General features: G+C 32.9%; 17 protein-coding genes and 2 tRNA genes. 14 read left to right on the top strand and 5 right to left on the bottom strand.

The window, feature by feature from the left end; translation table 11 throughout:
- Window positions 1-7: 7 nt before the first annotated feature.
- Window positions 8-81: transfer RNA gene (locus ACLGLP_RS05020), tRNA-Arg, on the bottom strand.
- Window positions 82-177: 96 nt separating this feature from the next.
- Here ACLGLP_RS05020 and ACLGLP_RS05025 point away from each other — a divergent pair.
- Window positions 178-1,464, top strand: coding sequence for a two-component system sensor histidine kinase NtrB (locus ACLGLP_RS05025; RefSeq protein WP_492112188.1), 1,287 nt, complete (start codon window positions 178-180; stop codon window positions 1,462-1,464).
- Complete coding sequence (locus ACLGLP_RS05030) at window positions 1,437-2,753, top strand: sigma-54-dependent transcriptional regulator (RefSeq protein ID WP_492112189.1); 1,317 nt, start codon at window positions 1,437-1,439, stop codon at window positions 2,751-2,753. The genes ACLGLP_RS05025 and ACLGLP_RS05030 overlap by 28 nt, the downstream gene beginning before the upstream one ends.
- 19 nt (window positions 2,754-2,772) lie before the next feature.
- Here ACLGLP_RS05030 and ACLGLP_RS05035 read toward each other — a convergent pair whose 3' ends face one another.
- Together ACLGLP_RS05035 and miaB are read right to left on the bottom strand one after the other, a co-directional pair.
- The gene (locus tag ACLGLP_RS05035; protein WP_492112190.1) at window positions 2,773-3,186 is read right to left on the bottom strand and encodes a hypothetical protein; all 414 of its coding nucleotides are present in this window, start codon (window positions 3,184-3,186) and stop codon (window positions 2,773-2,775) included.
- A gap of 156 nt (window positions 3,187-3,342) precedes the next feature.
- Window positions 3,343-4,689: a tRNA (N6-isopentenyl adenosine(37)-C2)-methylthiotransferase MiaB gene (gene miaB, locus ACLGLP_RS05040; RefSeq protein ID WP_492112191.1), complete on the bottom strand. Its 1,347-nt coding sequence runs from the start codon at window positions 4,687-4,689 to the stop codon at window positions 3,343-3,345.
- A 61-nt stretch (window positions 4,690-4,750) separates the two neighbouring features.
- Between miaB and ACLGLP_RS05045 the strand changes: the two genes are divergently transcribed.
- The 4 genes from ACLGLP_RS05045 to ACLGLP_RS05060 are packed head-to-tail and all read left to right on the top strand — an operon-like array spanning window position 4,751 to window position 8,351.
- Window positions 4,751-5,467, top strand: coding sequence for a creatininase family protein (locus tag ACLGLP_RS05045; RefSeq protein WP_492112192.1), 717 nt, complete (start codon window positions 4,751-4,753; stop codon window positions 5,465-5,467).
- Complete coding sequence (rtcA, locus tag ACLGLP_RS05050) at window positions 5,464-6,522, top strand: RNA 3'-terminal phosphate cyclase (protein WP_492112193.1); 1,059 nt, start codon at window positions 5,464-5,466, stop codon at window positions 6,520-6,522. Before ACLGLP_RS05045 ends, rtcA begins: the two co-directional genes overlap by 4 nt.
- On the top strand, window positions 6,509-7,663 hold the full coding sequence (locus ACLGLP_RS05055; protein WP_492112194.1) for an RNA ligase: 1,155 nt from the start codon (window positions 6,509-6,511) through the stop codon (window positions 7,661-7,663). Before rtcA ends, ACLGLP_RS05055 begins: the two co-directional genes overlap by 14 nt.
- Window positions 7,656-8,351 (top strand): precorrin-2 dehydrogenase/sirohydrochlorin ferrochelatase family protein, encoded by a 696-nt coding sequence (locus ACLGLP_RS05060; RefSeq protein ID WP_492112195.1) that lies wholly within the window; start codon window positions 7,656-7,658, stop codon window positions 8,349-8,351. Before ACLGLP_RS05055 ends, ACLGLP_RS05060 begins: the two co-directional genes overlap by 8 nt.
- Here the strand turns inward: ACLGLP_RS05060 and ACLGLP_RS05065 are convergent.
- Together ACLGLP_RS05065 and lon are read right to left on the bottom strand one after the other, a co-directional pair.
- On the bottom strand, window positions 8,284-8,859 hold the full coding sequence (locus tag ACLGLP_RS05065; protein ID WP_492112196.1) for an NUDIX hydrolase: 576 nt from the start codon (window positions 8,857-8,859) through the stop codon (window positions 8,284-8,286). The two genes, ACLGLP_RS05060 and ACLGLP_RS05065, sit on opposite strands and share 68 nt — an antisense overlap.
- A 62-nt stretch (window positions 8,860-8,921) precedes the next feature.
- Window positions 8,922-11,294, bottom strand: a complete 2,373-nt coding sequence (gene lon / locus ACLGLP_RS05070; protein WP_492112197.1) for an endopeptidase La — start codon at window positions 11,292-11,294, stop codon at window positions 8,922-8,924.
- A gap of 149 nt (window positions 11,295-11,443) precedes the next feature.
- Here lon and ACLGLP_RS05075 point away from each other — a divergent pair.
- The 8 genes from ACLGLP_RS05075 to ACLGLP_RS05110 all read left to right on the top strand — a co-directional run bounded on the left by ACLGLP_RS05075 (window position 11,444) and on the right by ACLGLP_RS05110 (window position 17,844).
- Window positions 11,444-11,515 (top strand) — tRNA-His (locus ACLGLP_RS05075).
- An 89-nt stretch (window positions 11,516-11,604) separates the two neighbouring features.
- On the top strand, window positions 11,605-11,970 hold the full coding sequence (gene rplS / locus ACLGLP_RS05080) for a 50S ribosomal protein L19 (protein ID WP_492112198.1): 366 nt from the start codon (window positions 11,605-11,607) through the stop codon (window positions 11,968-11,970).
- 12 nt (window positions 11,971-11,982) lie between these two features.
- On the top strand, window positions 11,983-12,606 hold the full coding sequence (gene rnhB / locus ACLGLP_RS05085; protein ID WP_492112199.1) for a ribonuclease HII: 624 nt from the start codon (window positions 11,983-11,985) through the stop codon (window positions 12,604-12,606).
- The gene (locus ACLGLP_RS05090) at window positions 12,603-13,010 is read left to right on the top strand and encodes a YraN family protein (RefSeq protein WP_492112200.1); all 408 of its coding nucleotides are present in this window, start codon (window positions 12,603-12,605) and stop codon (window positions 13,008-13,010) included. The genes rnhB and ACLGLP_RS05090 overlap by 4 nt, the downstream gene beginning before the upstream one ends.
- Entirely contained in the window at window positions 12,967-14,754 is a 1,788-nt protein-coding gene (locus ACLGLP_RS05095) for a DUF6178 family protein (protein ID WP_492112201.1), read from the top strand. The genes ACLGLP_RS05090 and ACLGLP_RS05095 overlap by 44 nt, the downstream gene beginning before the upstream one ends.
- Before the next feature lie 2 nt (window positions 14,755-14,756).
- Entirely contained in the window at window positions 14,757-16,532 is a 1,776-nt protein-coding gene (locus tag ACLGLP_RS05100) for an adenosylcobalamin-dependent ribonucleoside-diphosphate reductase (protein ID WP_492112202.1), read from the top strand.
- Window positions 16,533-16,546: 14 nt separating this feature from the next.
- Complete coding sequence (locus ACLGLP_RS05105) at window positions 16,547-16,924, top strand: hypothetical protein (RefSeq protein ID WP_492112203.1); 378 nt, start codon at window positions 16,547-16,549, stop codon at window positions 16,922-16,924.
- Between the two features lie 35 nt (window positions 16,925-16,959).
- Window positions 16,960-17,844: a homoserine dehydrogenase gene (locus tag ACLGLP_RS05110; protein ID WP_492113733.1), complete on the top strand. Its 885-nt coding sequence runs from the start codon at window positions 16,960-16,962 to the stop codon at window positions 17,842-17,844.
- Window positions 17,845-17,849 lie beyond the last annotated feature (5 nt).

Consider the following 17,849-nt stretch of genomic DNA (forward strand, 5'->3'; position numbering starts at 1 on the left):
AAAGCAACGCGCCCGGCAGGACTCGAACCTGCAACCTTTGGATTCGTAGTCCAATGCTCTATCCAATTGAGCTACGGGCGCATCTCAAAACTATTTAATAATATAAAGTATTTTCCAATTTTTACAAGCTAAACCCATATCTTTCAATTTTTACAATAAAACTTTATAATAAATTTTATGGAAAAATCAAAGTTTTATAACTTTTTTTCAAAGTATAGAAATCTCTGGTCTGCAATTATCCTTTGGTTTGTTGTTATCCTTTCTTCCTTAACCCTGACAATAAGTGCCATACTTACTTACAAAAATACAAAAATAGCAGCTGAAAATACTTTAAAAATGAAAGCTATGGGAATAGCAATAACCCTTCAAAATTTTTTACAATCCCTTGAACTTGAAGAATTAAGTAGTTTTGACTACGGAATTTTTTCTGACATTATTCTTAACGAAAAATGGGAAGGAGTAGCTTTTATAAGCCTTTATGATCAAAATGGTTATACTGTTTTGCATTCCAATCCAGAACTGATAGGTAAAAGGGTTAAACTTGAAAAGGTCTCAACTTATCCCTATTATCATTACATAACCTTTCAGGATTTTGGGAAAGCTTTTGTAGCTGACTTTAAAATAAGTTTTACTCACAATATTTTTTACATTTTAAGAATAGCTTTATATACTTCTTCTGCTGAGACCCTGATAAAAAAAGCTAAAATTTTTGCAGGAATAAAAATAGGATTAGCTTTTATACTCATTTTATTTGGAATTTTGGGAAGTTTACTTATAAAAAGGGTTGAGGCAATGCAAATAAAATTTAAAGAATTAGAAAGCATTTCTCTTATGACAAAAATTCTCGCTCATGAAATAAGAAATCCCTTAGGAAGTATTAAGGGCTTTTCTCAGTATTTGATGGGAAGAGTTGATGAAAAATTCAGAGAACCACTTAAAATAATTTTTAATGAGACGCTAAGGATAGAAAGACTTACTGATGAGCTACTTCTCTATGCAAATCCTGTTAGAATAAATGTTTCTGAATTTTCTTTAACTGAGCTTCTTAAAGAAGTGTTAATAAGTTTTGAACGCACTTATCCGGAAGTGGTTTTTAAGCTAAATTTTAAAGAGAGTATTAAAATAAAAAGCGATAGAGACAAATTAAAGGAAGTAATTATCAATCTTTTACAAAATGCAGTTGATGCAGTTTTAGAATTAAATAAGCAAGAAAAAATTGTTGAAATTAATGTGGAAAAAAGAGAAGATAAAATTAAACTTGAAGTAGTAGATAATGGAGTAGGGATGGATAAGGAGACTTTAAACAAAGCCATAGAGCCATTTTTCACTACTAAATCTAAGGGTTCAGGGCTTGGGCTTGCTATAGTTAAAAAACTTTCAGAGGCACTAAATATAAAATTTAAAATAGAAAGTAAGAAAGGGGAAGGGACGAGAGTATGTCTGATTATCCCAGAATCGCTATAGTTGAAGATGACAAGTCTTTTGCTTTATTTTTAAAAACTATTCTTGAAGAAAGTGGATATAAAGTAGAGGTTTATTACGATCCTGAGACTGCTTTGAAGAAATTACCTGATTTTTGCCCCCAGCTTGTCATTACTGACCTAAAAATGCCTAAAATGGACGGCATTACCTTTTTAGAAAAAGCAAAAAAAATTTTACCAGAAACCCGGTTTATAGTGATAACAGCCTATGGAACTATCCCCTCAGCAGTAGAAGCTATTAAAAAGGGAGCCTTTGATTACATAACTAAACCTTTATCAAGTCCAGAAGAATTTCTTTCTAAAATTGAAAAGTCAATTCCCAAGGAGAGAAAAGAGCCTGAATCCTTTGAAAAGCCTTTTGAAATTCCACCTTTAGAAATTCTTTTTGCTGGAATGGAAGATGTTTATGAAAAAGTAATGCAAGTAGCTCCCACAGAAACCACGGTAATTCTTTATGGGGAAACAGGAACTGGAAAATCTGCGATTGCTAAGGCTATACACCTTTTAAGTGGGAGAAAAGGAAATTTTGTAGAAATAAATTGTGCAGCAATTCCAGAAACCCTTATAGAATCAGAACTTTTTGGATACGAAAAAGGAGCCTTCTCAGGTGCAATAAAATCTAAACCAGGAAAGATTGAAATGGCAAAAGATGGGACCCTTTTTCTTGACGAAATAGCTGAGATGAATCCATCTGTTCAGGCAAAATTTTTAAGAGTTTTACAAGATAGAACCTTTGAAAGGCTTGGCGGTTTAACACTTATTAAAACAAACGCAAGATTTATCGTTGCCACTAATAAAAATCTTCTTGAACTCGTCAAAGAAGGGAAATTTAGAGAAGATCTTTATTTTAGGATTAATGTCTTTCCTATACACATTCCACCTTTAAGAGAAAGAAAAGAGGCTATCTTTAAAATTACAGACTACATTATTAAAAAAATTTCTCAAAAATTAGGGAAAGAACCTCTAAAACTTAGTAAGAGATCCCTAGAGATTTTAAAAAGTTATTCTTGGCCGGGAAATATAAGGGAGCTTGAAAATGTTCTTGAGAGAAGCTTTATATTGGCAAAAGGAGAAGAAATAGAGATAGAGTTAGAGGGTTTTGACAAGGTTTTGTATGAAGAAAAGGCAGAAAGTTTAAAAAATCTTGAAAGGAAGGCAATTTTGGAAGCTTTAAAAAAGACAGGTGGGAATAAAAAAAAGGCTGCAGAACTTTTGGGGATATCTTTAAGAACGCTTTATAACAAACTTAAAGAGTATAATTTAGGGGGCTAAAAAGCCCCCAAATTTTTAGTTACCATCCACACATCTTTCTTAATCTGAGCCCATTTCTTGGAGCATACGGTAATCCCTTTTCATATGCTTTTTTTCTAATTTCAAGCTGAGTTTTTCTAAGCTCCATCTCTTTTTTTTCTATTTCTTTCCAATCAGGTGGATTTTTCCTCCATAATTCGTATAGTTCCCTTTTCGTTTTCCACATCTTTTCCCATTCAGGTTGAATTTCTTTGCAAAACTCCTGAGCTTTCTGTGGATCTATATTGGGTTTATAAAAAGCCTCTTTCTGTCTGTAGTGCTTTTGTCCTTTACCGTAGGGAAATCCCATAGGACCAGGTTGAGGAGCTGCCTCATTTTGAGCAAAAGCCGTTCCAAGGGTAAGAATCCACATTACTCCAAGAATAGCTAATCCTTTGTTTAATTTCTTAAACATACCGCACCTCCTGCAAAAGATTTTTTATTTTTTATTATCTACAAAAGTTGTGCCTGAAAAATGAACTAAGAAATTATAAGATTTTAGTTAAAGAAATGATTTTAAAATTGACTTAAAAATGCAAGAAATTCAAAATTTTGCAAAATTTACAAAGGTTTAAGTTTTAATAGTTTCTAAATATTCACCTTTTAAGGAATGCTTTCCAGCTTCAGTTATTAAAACTTTTACAAGTGCGCCTTTTATGTCAAGGCGAGGAGCTTTAAAATTAACAATTACATTGGTTGTAGTTCTTCCCATAAGCATGTTTTTGTTTTTAGCACTATAGTCTTCTACAAGAACTTCAACTTCCTTTCCTATATAGGAATTATAAATTTCTTTTGTTATTTCTGCTTGAAGTTTGTGAACCTCATTAAGTCTTTTTTCTTTTTCTTCCTCAGGGATTTTGTTTTCTAATTTCTGAGCCAGAGTGAAAGGTCTATCTGAATACTTGAAAGAAAAGATTTCGTGATATCTTACTTTTTCAAGCATATCAAGAGTTTCTTTAAAGTCCTCTTCTGTTTCTCCTGGAAATCCCACTATAATATCGCTTGTTAAAGCAACCTCAGGAATTGCAGATTTCAGTTTCTTTACTTTCTCAAGGTATTCTTCTCTTGTGTATTTTCTGTTCATCTTTTTAAGAATTTTGTTAGAACCAGCCTGTAAAGGTAAGTGAATGTGTTTACATACCTTTGGATTTTCTGCCATAACTTTTATCAGCTTTTCAGAAAGATCCTTTGGATGGCTTGTAGTAAATCTTATTCTCCAGATTTCATCTATTTGAGAAACTAAATTTAAAAGTTCTGGAAAATCAGGATATCCCTTTTCCTTAAGCCCATAGGAATTAACATTCTGCCCAAGAAGGGTTACTTCTCTTACCCCTTTTTTAACAAGCTCTTCCACTTCTTTAAGAATATCTTCTGGGGCTCTGCTTATTTCCCTTCCCCTTACATAAGGAACAATGCAGTATGAGCAAAAATTGTCGCACCCCTGCATAATAGTAACATAGGCTGTAACCTTTCTTTCCTTAGAAGTAAGAACTCCATTTTTGTCAAGAATAAGAGGAGGCTTAAAATTAGGTTTAAGCTCGGTAAAGACTACAGGTTTTCTTGTATTTTTAAATTTTTCTAAAGCTTCTTTTATAAAATAAAATCCCTGAGTTCCAAGAACCAGATCCACATAGGGAAGTTTTTTTATAATATTTTCACCCTCTTGCTGAGCAACACATCCTGTTATTCCAATGATAAGCTCTGGGTTTTTCTTTTTGAGATGCTTATATCTTCCTGCTTCGCTATAAGCTTTATGCTGAGGTTTTTCCCTTACAGAACAGGTGTTTATCAGGATAAGATCAGCTTCTTCTGGATTTGCAGTAGGTTCGTATTCGTCAGAGAGCAAAATATACATTTTCTCCGTATCATTTTCATTCATCTGGCAGCCAAAAGTTTTAATGTAAACCCTTTTTTTCATAGCAAAATTAAATATAATTCACTTTAAAACTTTTTTCAAATTAAGGGAGGATGCTATGTTGATGGAAAGTATTAGCTCTAAAGAATTTGAAAAGCTAAGAAAGGAAACAAAAACTGTTATTATACCCGTAGGTTCAGTTGAAGCACACGGTCCACATCTTCCTTTAGCTACAGATCTCTATACTATATATGAAGTCTGCAAACTAATTACAGAAAAAGCAAAAATTCTTGTGGCGCCACCTTTGTATTATGGTCTTTGTAGAAGCACGAAACCACTTTCTGGAACTATAAGTCTTAAGGGAGAAACCTTGAAATCCCTTCTCTTAAATATTATCTTTGAATTTTACAGGCAGGGTTTTAAGAATTTTTTTATTCTTTCTGGACACGCAGGTGGAACGCACAAAGCCTACTTAATTGATACTGCAGAAACTTTTATTGAGATGTACAAAGATGCAAAGTTTTTCGTGGCAGATATTTATGAACTTTTAAAACCAGTTTTAAAGGAATTGGAAATTCCTGAAAGTGATTCCCACGCTGGAGAATGGGAAACTTCTCTCATACTTTACTTTAAACCAGAGCTTGTTAAAGAAGGGGCTTTTGAAGACTATCCCAAGTTTCCCAAGTTTAGAGTTGTAGCTGAAAAAGAAAAATACTGGTCTTCTGGAATATGGGGCAATCCCTTGAAGGCATCTAAAGAAAAAGGAAAAATTTTGGCAGAAAAATTGGTAGAAATTCTTTTAAAAGAAATAAGAGAGCTTGAAAAAGAGGAGTTAAAATGATTTTAATAGATGGTTCATACGGAGAAGGAGGAGGGCAGGTTTTAAGAACCTGTCTTTCTCTTTCGGTAGTACTTAAAAAGCCATTTAAAATTTTTAACATAAGAAAAAATAGACCTAAACCAGGACTTCAGCCTCAGCATTTAGCCTGTGTAAAAGCCTGTGCAGAAATTTCTGAAGCAGAAGTAATTGGAGCAGAGCTTAACTCTACAGAAATAACTTTTATTCCAAGAAAAAATCCTGCAAATAAAACATACACTTTTGATATAAAAACAGCAGGATCAACCTCTTTACTTTTTCAAACCCTTCTTTATCCTATAGCTTTATCACAAGGAGGAGAGCTAAATTTAAGAGGGGGAACCCATGTTCCCTTTAGTCCCTCTTTTCATTACATAAAGTATGTATTTTTACCTTTTCTCAAGTTTTTAGGCTTAAGAGCCGAAGTAAATCTTAAAAAAGCTGGTTTTTATCCAAAGGGAGGAGGAGAAATAAAGGTAAATATTTTACCGTGGCAAAATTTTTTCTTACCAGATATAAATGAAAGGTTTTTACCAGAAGATGTTTACATTTATAGTGTAATTTCACAAGATTTGCCTTCGCATATTCTCGAAAGACAGGCATCTTCTGCAAGAAAAAAGCTTTTAGAAGCTAATTTAAAACCAAAAGAGGAATTTTTAGAAAAAGTAAAAAGCGATTCTCCCGGGACTATGCTATTTGTCTACTCAATTGATAAAGATGGAATTAAAAGGGCTGGTTTTTTTGAGCTTGGTAAAAAGGGATATCCTGTAGAAAAGGTAGGAGAAGAAGCAGTTTCTCAATTTTTAGAATTTCTTAAAACTGAAGCCCAAATAGATGAACATCTGGCAGATCAAATTTTGATTCCTTTAAGTTTAGCTATATTAAAAAGTGATAGAAAAAGTTTTTCATTCACAACTTCAAAAGTAACAAGGCATTTACTAACTCAAGCTTGGCTTATTCCCCAGTTTATTGAAAATATAGAAATAAAAGTTTTAGGAAAAGAAAAATTACCGGGGGAGGTAAAAGTTGAGAGAAAATGAAAAAGAAATTTTAGAATATTTAAAACATTGCTGGGAGGAAAATTCATACTTAAAGAAATATCCTTTAAAAGAGTGGGAAGAAGCCTATTATAAAGGAAAGTTAATATTTTTTAGCTGGAAGGAAAAAAACTTTTTTAGGCTTAATAAGGATTTTAAAAGCTATTCTATGGGAACATTTTTTAACGAAAAGATTTTTGTCCCAGGTTATCCCCATATTCCAAGAATTTATGTGTTAAAAACAGGTCTTAAAAGATATTTAAAATATCCCTTTTATGCTGAAGAAAAAATAGAGGGTTACAATGTAAGACTAATTAAGGTAGAAGATGAGATACTTGCTTTTACGAGAAGAGGTTATGTCTGTGCTTTTGCTACTGATAGATGGGAAGACTTTTTGCCAAGACTTCCTGACTTTTTTGAAGAAAATCCAGATCTTGTTGTATGTGCTGAGGTTGCAGGACCAGAAAACCCTTTCGTTAGTGAGTATCCAAGCTATATAAAAGAGGATATTAACTTTTTTGTTTTCGATTTTATGAAAAAAGGAACAGGAGAGTTTTTAAGTGTTTCTGAAAAGTTAAAACTATTAAAAAAATATGGTTTTAATTCTCCTGAGATAAGTGGACCTTTTGATCCAGAAAAAGATTATGAAAGAGTAAAAGAACTTTTAGAAAGGTATCATTTAGAAAAGAGAGAAGGAGTAGTTTTTAAGCCTGATTATCAGGGTTCAAGGGTTAAATATGTAACTCCCTTTTCCAATCTCGAAGATTTAAGAGTTGTTTTTCCATACCTTGGGGAAATAGATCCACATTTCGTATCTTTAAGACTAATAAGGCTTGCGCTTAATCTTTATGAATTTGAAGAATTTAAAGAAGAAGTTTATAATACTTTAGGAAAAAGTATGTTTGAGGAAACCCTTCAGATCTTTAAAACAGATAAACCTTTTCAGGAAACATTTAAAGTAAGATTTAAAAAAGAAAGTAGCTTTTTAGCTATGCTTGCTCATTTTCGTTTGGCAAAAGTTAGTATAGAGATAAAAAATACTGAGTGGAAAAACGGTTATCTTTATGTAGAGTTTATTAAAATATATCCAAAAGCAACCCAGTTTTGGAAATCAAAATTAGAGGGGTGGGGAGAAATTGATTAGTGAATTTTTTCCTGCTTTTTTAAACCTTAAAGATAAGCTTTGTATAGTGATAGGCGGAGGAAAGGTTGCAGAAAGAAAAGTAAACAACTTACTTAAGGTTGGTGCTAAGGTTAAAGTTATATCTCCAGAAGTCACAACCACAATAAAAAAACTTGCTGAAGAAGGGAAGATTGAGTGGGAAAAAAAGTTATATGAAAAGGGGGATCTTAATTCAGCTTGGTTGGTTATTGCTGCTACAAATGATCCAGAGGTTCAGAAAGAAGTATATATGGAAGCTGAAGAAAGGGGTATTTTTTGCAATGTAGTTGATGTTCCCTCCCTTTGTAGTTTTATTGTTCCCTCAGTTATAAGAAGAGGTTTTTTAAACATTGCTATTTCTACCTCTGGAAAAGTTCCTGCAGTTACAAGAAGATTGAGAGAGACCCTTGAAGAAATTATAGGTAAAGAATATGAAGTTTACATAGAGCTTATGGAAAATTTAAGAAAGCAGATATTAGCTTTAAATCTATCAATAGAAGAAAAGGAACAAAAACTTCAGAAACTTGCGTTAGCTCCTATTCCTCGTTACATAAAGTATGGAGATTTTGAGCTCTTAAAGGTTTTGATTGAAAAGGAAGGACTTACTTTTCCAGTTGAGCTTTTTGAAAAACACTTTCCCAATATTTTCTCCATAAAAAGCGAAAAATAGGAGAAAACATCTCAGGACTTTCTTTAATAAGCCTTTCAACTTCTTCAACCGAAAAAAATCTACCTTCTTCTATTTCAAGTGGATTTGGTTTAGGTATTTTTTTGGTATATCCTACAAATAAGGTAACACATTGGTTTCCCGTTTCTTCTGAAGGAGGAAAATTCAAAACCTCTTTAAGTTTTACTTTTATAGAAAGTTCTTCCTTTAATTCTCTCTGTGCAGTAGTTACAACGCCTTCTCCAGCAAGAACATGACCAGACGCTGAAGAGGTCCATAGTCCTGGATTATCATCTACTGCTTGAGATTTCTTTTGAAGATATATTTCTCCATTTTTATTAAAAAGAAAGATATGGACAATTTTATGAAATAACCCTTTTTTGTGAATCTCTTCTCTACTTAAAATACTTATAGGATTACAATCTTTATCTACAACTTCCAAGATTTCTCTTTTTCTACTTTCTGGAGTTTCTTTTGGCTTTCTTCCTTTCTTTTTAATATTTTCGTGCATTTTTTTAAACAATTTTAAAGGATTTTTAATTATTATTACAGAAAATTTTAATTTGAAAAGACCTAAGTTCTTTTTATCACTAAATCTATAACTTCATCAAGGTGAGAGACAAAAATAAACTCAATTTGATCTCTTAAATCTTTTGGAATTTCTTCGAGATCTTTCTGATTTTTGTAAGGTAAAAGAACCTTTTTAATTCCTTTTCTCAAGGCTGCAAGACACTTTTCTTTTATTCCTCCTACAGGAAGGATTTTTCCTCTTAAAGTAATTTCTCCCGTCATAGCATAATCTTTAGAAACGGGTTTTTGAGTAAGAGCTGAGATTAAAGCCACTGCAATAGTTACTCCAGCACTTGGACCGTCTTTTGGTATAGCTCCAGAAGGCACATGCACATGGATATCATATTTGGTGTAAAATTTGGGATCAATACCAAGTTCTTTGTGTTTTGATCTTATATAGGATAGAGCAGCCTGGGCACTTTCTTTCATAATATCTCCGAGGTGCCCAGTTAAAATGAGGTTGCCTTTTCCAGGCATAGTCACAGCTTCTACATAAAGAACTTCCCCACCGTAAGGAGTCCAGGCAAGACCTGTCGCAACTCCTACTTCGTCTTTTTCCTGTCTAAGTTCTTCAACATATTCAGGTGGTCCAAGGTATTCTGTAAGATTTTCTTCAGTAATTTCAAAAGGACCCTTTTCACCTTCAGCCAATTTTCTGGTCACTTTTCTGCATATAGCTGCGAGCTTTCTTTCAAGCTCTCTTACCCCAGACTCATAAGTATATTCTTCTATAATTTTCAAAATTACTTCATCTGAAATTAAAATGTCTTTTTTAGTGAGACCGTGTTCTTTTAAAAGTTTGGGAAGAAGATGTCTTTTAGCAATTTCAAGCTTTTCTTTAAAGGTATAACCAGAAAGGTAAATAACTTCCATACGGTCAAGAAGGACTTTGGGAATAGGTTCAGTCATATTAGCAGTTGCTATAAACAAAACTTTTGAAAGATCAAAAGGAACATCCAAGAAGTGGTCTACAAATTCTTTATTTTGTTCGGGATCAAGCACCTCAAGTAAAGCTGCTGCGGGATCTCCGTGAAAATCTGAGCAAAGTTTGTCTATTTCATCAAGCATAAAAACAGGATTATTTGTTCCAGCCTGTCTTATTCCCTGTATAATTCTTCCAGGCAAAGCTCCTACATAGGTTCTTCTATGTCCTCTTATTTCTGCTTCATCTCTTACTCCGCCTAAGGAAATTCTTACAAATTTTCTTCCCAGGGCTTTAGCTATAGACTTTCCAAGACTTGTTTTCCCAACACCTGGTGGACCAACAAAGCAGATAATAGCTCCCTTTGCTTTAGGATTTATCTTTTTAACTGCAAGAAACTCAAGAATTCTTTCCTTTACTTTCTCAAGATTATAATGATCTGCATCCAAAATCTTTTTTACATGTTTTAAGTTTAGGTTGTCTTTTGTTGATTTATTCCAGGGGAGTTCTATCAACCATTCCAGATAATTTCTTATGACTGCTGCCTCAGATGAATCTGGATGCATAAATTCAAGGCGTTTAAGCTGTTTCAAAGCCTCTTTCTCTACATTTTTGGGCATCTTTGCCTTTTTAATCTTTTTCCTTAACTCTTCTATTTCGCTTTCTACATCCTCAAATTCACCCAGTTCTCTTTTTATTGCTCTTAATTGTTCTCTTAAGAAATATTCTCTTTGGGATCTTCCTATTTCTTCCTGAGCCTCAGTTTGGATTTTGTTTTGAAGAGTGGTTATTTCTATTTCCTGAATAAGTATTTCTGAAATTTTTTTAAGCCTTTCCACTCCATCTAAGGTTTCAAGAAGATCCTGAGCAGTTTTTACTTTAAGTTTCAAGTAAGCCGTAATAAGATCTGCAAGTCTTCCTGGTTCTTCTATAGATTGAATTGCTGTAGAAATTTCAGGATTTAGATTTCCTTTCAAAGATAGGAGCTTTTCAATGTTGTCTTTAACAGATCTCATCAAGGCTTCTATCTCTGGAGTTATAATCTCTGGTTCAATCTCTTTACAGGGTTCTATTTTAACTTTGAAATAAGGCTCAGTTTGCAGAAATTCTTTTATTTCAGCCCTTGATAAAATTTGAACAACCACTCTTAACCTATTTTCTGATAAGACTAAGGTTTTAAGAATTAAGGCTATGGTTCCTATTTTATAAAGATCTTCAGGTTTTGGATTTTCAATGCGTGAGTTTTTCTGGGTAGATAGAACTATAAGTTTGTTTTTATTATTTAAAGCCTCATTTATAGCTTTAATAGATTTTGGTCTACCTACAAAAAGAGGGACTACCATGGAGGGGAAAAGCACAATATCCCTTATTGCCATTAAAGGCAAAACTTCTGGGACATCAATAATTTCTTCTTCTGAAATTTCTGGGATCTGAAGTTCAAACTCTTCTCTCATAAAAACTTTTTTAAATTTTTAAAGTTTTCATAAAATTTAAGACCCAAGACCAATATTTCAAGATGTAGTAATAAAATTGGGAATATTTCTACAATTGGTTGCTTTTTTAATAAAATGTATTAAATTTCTAAAAAAGAATTCTGGTATCGGAGGCCGTAGCTCAATGGTAGAGCACCGGGCTGTGGCCCCGGGTGTTGCGGGTTCGAGTCCCGTCGGCCTCCCTTGTATTATTTGCAGAAAATAAATTATTTGCATTTTTATCAAATCGTGCTATATTTGGGCTTAGTCTATAATAAGGAGGAGATCTCTTATGTTGCCTGTGATAAGAGAAGTTGAGAAGAAATATATGAGAACAGATCTTCCAAGATTTAATCCAGGAGACACTATAAGGGTTTATTTTAGGTTAAAAGAAGGAGAGGAAAAAGAAAGGGTTCAAGTTTTTGAAGGTGTAGTAATTAGGAGAAGAGGCTCAGGTATTAATGCTACCTTTACAGTAAGAAAAGTTTCTTTTGGAGTAGGAGTAGAGAGAACATTTCCCTATCATTCTCCTCGTATTGAAAAGATAGAAATTGTCAAAAGAGGAAAGGTTAGAAGGGCAAGACTTTATTATTTGAGAGAACGCTCAGGTAAGGCTGCCCGTATCAAAGAAAGATTTGACAATAAGATTATGGAATAAACTTTTAAAGGTTTGGAAAACAAATTATTTAACATTTTTGAATTTTCAAACTTAGAGCTTAAGTTCAAAAAATTAGGATATTCTCTCATTGCAGGAGTAGATGAGGCTGGAAGAGGTGCTCTTGCTGGTCCTGTTTTTGCAGCAGCTGTTATACTTCCTCCAGATTTTGACTCTTCAGAAATAAAAGATTCAAAACTTCTTTCTCCCCAAAAAAGAGAAAGGCTATTTGACTACATCTGTAAGAATGCCTTAGATTACGCTATTTCTTATGTAGAAGTTGAAGAAATCAATAAAATTGGTATTTCGTTTGCTACTTTTAAAGCTATGTTTCAAGCTTTAAAAAGTTTAAAAATAAAGCCTCAACTTGTTCTGATAGATGGTCCTCATGAGATTCCTCAATATAAGGGTTTACAGAAAGCCATAATAGACGGGGATAGGTTTTGCCCTTCTATATCTGCAGCCTCAATTTTAGCAAAAGTAGCAAGAGATAAGTATATGGAAAAACTTGATGAAATTTATCCTCAATATGCCTTTTCTAAACATAAAGGATACGCAACAAAACTCCATTTTGAAAAGATTGAAAAATATGGGTATTGTAAGGTTCACAGAACCTATTATAGGTGTTTTAAGAAGTGAAAATAAAAAAATTTTTTCAAGAGTTAACCTCTAAAGAAAAGGGAGCAAAAGCCGAAGATTTTGCAGCTAATTATCTTTGCTCTAAGGGTTATAAAATCTTAGAAAGAAATTTTAAAGCCCCCTTTGGAGAGATAGATATTATTGCTCAGAAAAAAGAAACACTTATTTTTGTAGAGGTAAAAAGTGAATTCAGTAACGAAGAACTTCTTGCTGAAGAGAAGGTTAATTTGAGAAAAAGAGAAAAAATCTTTAAGGTAGCAGAGTATTTTCTTCTTAAAAATTCCGAAAAATTAAGTAAAATAAAGGAAATTAGGTTTGATGTAATGGTGGTAAAGGGAAAAAGTGGGGAGGTAATACATTATGAGTCTGCTTTCTTCAAAGAAAGAAACCTTAGCAGAGATTAATTTAGAAGAACTTGTAAAACTTTCTGAAAAAGAAATAGAAAAGGCTTTAGCAGGTTTAAAGTTTCATCAGGTATATGATCTTGTTTTAAGTGTTCCTTGGGAAGAGAGGGCAAAGTTGATTCTTTATTCACCTTATCCAGAAGGCATAGTGAAAAATTTGCCTCCTCAGGAATTATTCCTTACTCTAAAGGCTTCTTCTCTTGATTTAGCGGTAGAACTACTTTCCTATGCCAAGGGGACCCAAATTCAATTTATGTTTGACATAGATGCTTGGTATAAAGATAGAATAAAGTCGGAAAGAGTTGCTTCCTGGATTATACTTCTTTTTAATGCTGGAGAAGATAAAGTTCTTGAGTGGTTAAGGGTTGCAGATTGGGATTTTTTGATTGCCATATTCCAAAAGTTTATAAAAGTTTATAAAAAACCTGATGAGATGGAGCTAATTGAAGCTATGGATTTTTTACCTCCCTATACCCTTGATGACTTTTATTTTATAGATTTTAAAGTTCCATCTTTAGAATTTTATTTTAGGAGAATGATTGAGATTATAAGAGAAGAAATGCCAGATACTTATTTTGCTCTCATGGAATCGGTAATTTGGGAAATTCCTGCTGAGGTTGAAGAAAGGGCTTATAGATGGAGAAACGGAAGGCTTGCTGATGAGGGTATACCAGAGTATTTTGAAGCCCTTGATGTTTATTCCTATATTCATCCCAAAAGTTTAAGAAAAATAGATCCCAAGTATTTGCCTTCTGTCGAAGAAGAATATCAACCTTCTATTAATATTGCAGTTTATACAGGTCCTGAAGAATTATTTATTTTTAAGGTACTTGATACTATAAAAGATATAAGCCAAATCGAAAGAATGAAAAGAGAACTTGCTTGGGTAGCAAATAAGGTGATAATTGTTGATAATGTAGTTATAGATGACATAGAACAAATTAAAAAAAGTTTAGATAAAGTTTGGGGTTCTTTAAATATAGGACTTGAATATATCTCTATGGGAAATTTGGAAATAGCAAAAAAAATTTTAGAAGAACACTTTCTTGAAGATATTTTCAGAGTTTCCCAAACAGTCTTAAGAGAATTAAGAAGATTTGCGTTAAATCTTACCAAAAGTAAGGAATTTGACCCTTCAATCCTTAACTATCTTGATCAGCCCTATCAAGGTTTTTTGAAAGGAGTTCTTGTTAAAAAAATAAATGAAATAAAACTTTTCCAGCCTAATAAAATAGGAACCTCTGAAGAGTATACCATTTTCAGAAGATTAAGTGAAATAAAAATGGTAAGAAGATATATTGAAGAAATAGGCTATATAGCTCCACTTATTGAAAAGATGTTCGGTTCTTCTTTCTCTTGGATAAATGAAATAGGGAAGCCTGGAAGAAATTTTGATGCTACCTTTCTTACCTGGAGTTCTTTAATATTAACTGCGCTTTCTCAATGGGTTTATAAAAAAGAATTTGTTTTTGAAGCTCTGCCTAAAAGTGCTTGGAAAAAAGTAATAGAAGAGCTGATAGAAGAAAAAGACGGAGTATGTTATATGAAAGAAGATTTGAAAAAAGCTTTATTTGAAAATTTTGAAAAGTTTGCAAAAACTAATTGGTATCTTGAAAAGGAATTGCTTACTTCCTTTTTAAATTTCGTAATTAAAAGGTTTGAAGACGAATTTAAGTATATAGATGTAAAAGAGCCACCAGATCCTAAGTATCAGATCCTTATACTTATAGATCTTAAAGGGTAAAAATGAAGAAGCGTAAAAAGGCTAAGTTAAGAGAATCGGCTCTTATTGTATTAAGACAGAGGTATTTATTAAAAAATGAAAAAAATGAAGTAATTGAAACCCCTGAAGAACTTTTTGAAAGAGTGGCTAAGGCTGTTGCAAGTGCTGAAGCAAACTTTTCAAAGGGTTTGAGTCGTGTTGAAGAATATACTGAGAAATTTTATGAACTCATGGTTAATCTTGATTTTCTGCCTAATTCTCCCACTTTAATGAATGCAGGTTGCTCATTAGGACAGCTTTCTGCTTGTTTTGTATTGCCTGTTGAAGATTCCTTAGATTCAATATTTGAAACTCTTAAATTTGCAGCTCTTATACATAAATCAGGAGGAGGAACAGGCTTTTCCTTTTCAAAGATAAGACCTAAAGGAGACATAGTAGCTTCTACTCAAGGAGTAGCAAGTGGTCCGCTATCTTTTATTAAAGTTTTTGATAGTGCCACCGAGGCTATCAAACAAGGTGGGAAAAGACGCGGAGCAAATATGGGTATCCTAAGAGTTGATCATCCAGATATAGAAGAATTTATAACAGCTAAAAGAGAAGAAAATGTTTTGACAAACTTTAATTTATCAGTAGCTATAACCGATCAATTTATGGAAGCTTTAGAAAAGGGAGAAAAATTTCCTTTAATAAATCCAAGAAATCAGAAAATAGTAAGATATGTAGATCCTGGGAAAATTTTTTCTTTAATAGCTGAGTGTGCATGGGAATCGGGAGATCCTGGGGTTATTTTTATAGATACTATAAATAGATACAATCCCACACCACATTTGGGAGAGATTGAAGCTACAAACCCTTGTGGGGAACAACCTCTTCTTCCTTTTGAATCTTGTAATCTAGGTTCTATTAATTTAGCAAATTTTGTTGAAGATGGCAAAATTGACTGGGAAACACTTAGAGAAACCGTTCATTTAGCCGTAAGATTCCTTGATAATGTAATAGAGATAAATAGATTTCCTCTTCCTCAGATAGCAAAACTTACAAGACTTACAAGAAAAATAGGGCTTGGAGTTATGGGATTTGCAGATTTTCTTATAAAGCTGGGGATTTCCTATGCAGAGCCTAAAGCAGTGGAAATAGCAGAAAAGGTTATGAAATTTATAAATGAAGAATCTGTTAGAGCATCTGCTGAACTTGCTAAAGAAAGAGGTAATTTCCCCGCTTATGCAGGAAGTATATGGGATAGACCTGAGACACCCTTTATGAGAAATGCCACTACCACAACTATTGCTCCTACTGGAAGCATTTCTCTTATTGCAGGTGTTTCATCAGGTATAGAGCCTCTTTTTGGGATTTACTATGAAAGAAGAACACTTGAAAATGTGTTTATAAAAGAATTTCATCCGCTTTTTGTAGAAATTTTAGAAAAAGAAAAATTTTCTGGAAATGAAATAGAGAATATCCTGAAAGAGGTTAAAGAAAAAGGGATTTTAAAGGATATAAAATTGCCTGAGAGGATAAAAAGGCTTTTTATGACAACTTATGAAATTTCTCCTGATCAGCATTTAGCAATTCAAGAAGCCTTTCAAAAATATACTCACAATGCCGTTTCTAAAACGATCAATTTGCCAAAAGAAGCAACAGTGGAAGATGTTAAAAATATTTATTTAAAAGCTTATAAATTGGGATTAAAAGGTGTTACAGTTTTTAGGTATGGTTCAAAAAGTGAACAAGTAATTTATATAGGAGGTTCTGAAGAAAGAGAACCCTCCTGTCCTATTTGTAGTTTTTCTCTGATTTAAAATCCGGAGGTTATATGAAAGAAATTAAGATAGCTTTGCTTGGATTTGGAACTGTAGGAACGGGAGTTTATGAGTTATTAGAAAAGAACTCAGAGCTTATAAAAGAAAGGGTAGGAATAAAACCGGTTATCAAAAAAATTTTAGTTAGAGACTTGGAAAAGAAAAGAGATGCGAAAGTGGATAAAAATCTTTTTACTACCGATATAGAAGAGATTTTAAATGATCCAGAAATTTTAATTGTTTGTGAACTGATGGGAGGTATAGAGCCAGCAAAAAGTTATGTGCTTAAAGCTTTACAAAAAGGTAAAGAGGTTGTTACAGCCAATAAAGCAATACTTGCTCAGCACGGAGATGAAATCTGGGAGGAAGCAAGAAAAAAAAGAGATTTTTAGGATTTGAAGCCTCAGTTGGAGGAGGTATACCTGTAATAAAAACTCTAAAGGAAGCTCTAATTGGAAATAGCATTAAATCTATAATAGGGATTATAAACGGAACTACCAATTACATTTTAACTCGTATGCTTGAGAATAATTTAAATTTTAAAGATGCATTAAAAGCTGCTCAAACTAAAGGATATGCTGAGGCGGATCCATCTCTTGACATAAAAGGGATTGATTCAGCTCATAAAATTTCAATTTTAGCCTCCCTTGCATTTGGATTTTATATTCCTGCTTCCGAAGTTTATACTGAGGGAATAGATGGAATAGATCTTATGGATTTAAAATTTGCTAAAGATTTTGGATATATCGTTAAATTGCTTGCCTTTGCCAGAAAAAGAAAAGGAAAGATTGAAATAAGAGTTCATCCCACTCTCATTCCTGAAAATCATGTATTAACCTCTGTAAGGTTAAATTACAATGCACTTTACATTACAGGAGATTTTGTAGGAGATGTTTTACTTTATGGATTAGGAGCAGGTAAAGAACCAACAGCAAGTGCAGTGGTAAGCGATATAATAGATGCCATAGAATACTCTTATTTTGGTAAAAAACCTTTTATAAAATATCCATTGACAAAAAAAGATAATTTCTCTAATATAAGACCTATAGAAGAAGTGGAATTTAAATATTACTTTAGGTTTTCAGCTATAGATAAACCAGGGGTGTTATCTAAAATTTCTGGTATTTTAGGTAAGTATAATATAAGTATAGCTTCTGTAGTTCAAATTGGAAGGCAAAAAAAGAAGGGGTCTGTACCAGTAGTTATGCTAACTCATGAAACCAAGGAAAAAAATGTGATTAAAGCCTTGCAGGAAATAGACAAGCTTGATGTAGTAACAGCCCCTACAAAAAAAATTAGAATTCTGGAATAAAGGAG

Source organism: Caldimicrobium sp. SLHALR3 (genome assembly GCF_058692735.1).

Excerpts from the sequence above, each read along its gene's own strand:
- ACLGLP_RS05035 (WP_492112190.1), bottom strand. The coding sequence starts at position 3,186 with ATGTTTAAGAAATTAAACAAAGGATTAGCTATTCTTGGAGTAATGTGG.
- rplS (WP_492112198.1), top strand. The coding sequence starts at position 11,605 with ATGTTGCCTGTGATAAGAGAAGTTGAGAAGAAATATATGAGAACAGAT.
- ACLGLP_RS05030 (WP_492112189.1), top strand. The coding sequence starts at position 1,437 with ATGTCTGATTATCCCAGAATCGCTATAGTTGAAGATGACAAGTCTTTT.
- ACLGLP_RS05100 (WP_492112202.1), top strand. The coding sequence starts at position 14,757 with ATGAAGAAGCGTAAAAAGGCTAAGTTAAGAGAATCGGCTCTTATTGTA.
- ACLGLP_RS05105 (WP_492112203.1), top strand. The coding sequence starts at position 16,547 with ATGAAAGAAATTAAGATAGCTTTGCTTGGATTTGGAACTGTAGGAACG.
- rtcA (WP_492112193.1), top strand. The coding sequence starts at position 5,464 with ATGATTTTAATAGATGGTTCATACGGAGAAGGAGGAGGGCAGGTTTTA.
- lon (WP_492112197.1), bottom strand. The coding sequence starts at position 11,294 with ATGAGAGAAGAGTTTGAACTTCAGATCCCAGAAATTTCAGAAGAAGAA.
- ACLGLP_RS05095 (WP_492112201.1), top strand. The coding sequence starts at position 12,967 with ATGAGTCTGCTTTCTTCAAAGAAAGAAACCTTAGCAGAGATTAATTTA.
- ACLGLP_RS05065 (WP_492112196.1), bottom strand. The coding sequence starts at position 8,859 with ATGCACGAAAATATTAAAAAGAAAGGAAGAAAGCCAAAAGAAACTCCA.
- miaB (WP_492112191.1), bottom strand. The coding sequence starts at position 4,689 with ATGAAAAAAAGGGTTTACATTAAAACTTTTGGCTGCCAGATGAATGAA.
- ACLGLP_RS05025 (WP_492112188.1), top strand. The coding sequence starts at position 178 with ATGGAAAAATCAAAGTTTTATAACTTTTTTTCAAAGTATAGAAATCTC.
- ACLGLP_RS05045 (WP_492112192.1), top strand. The coding sequence starts at position 4,751 with ATGGAAAGTATTAGCTCTAAAGAATTTGAAAAGCTAAGAAAGGAAACA.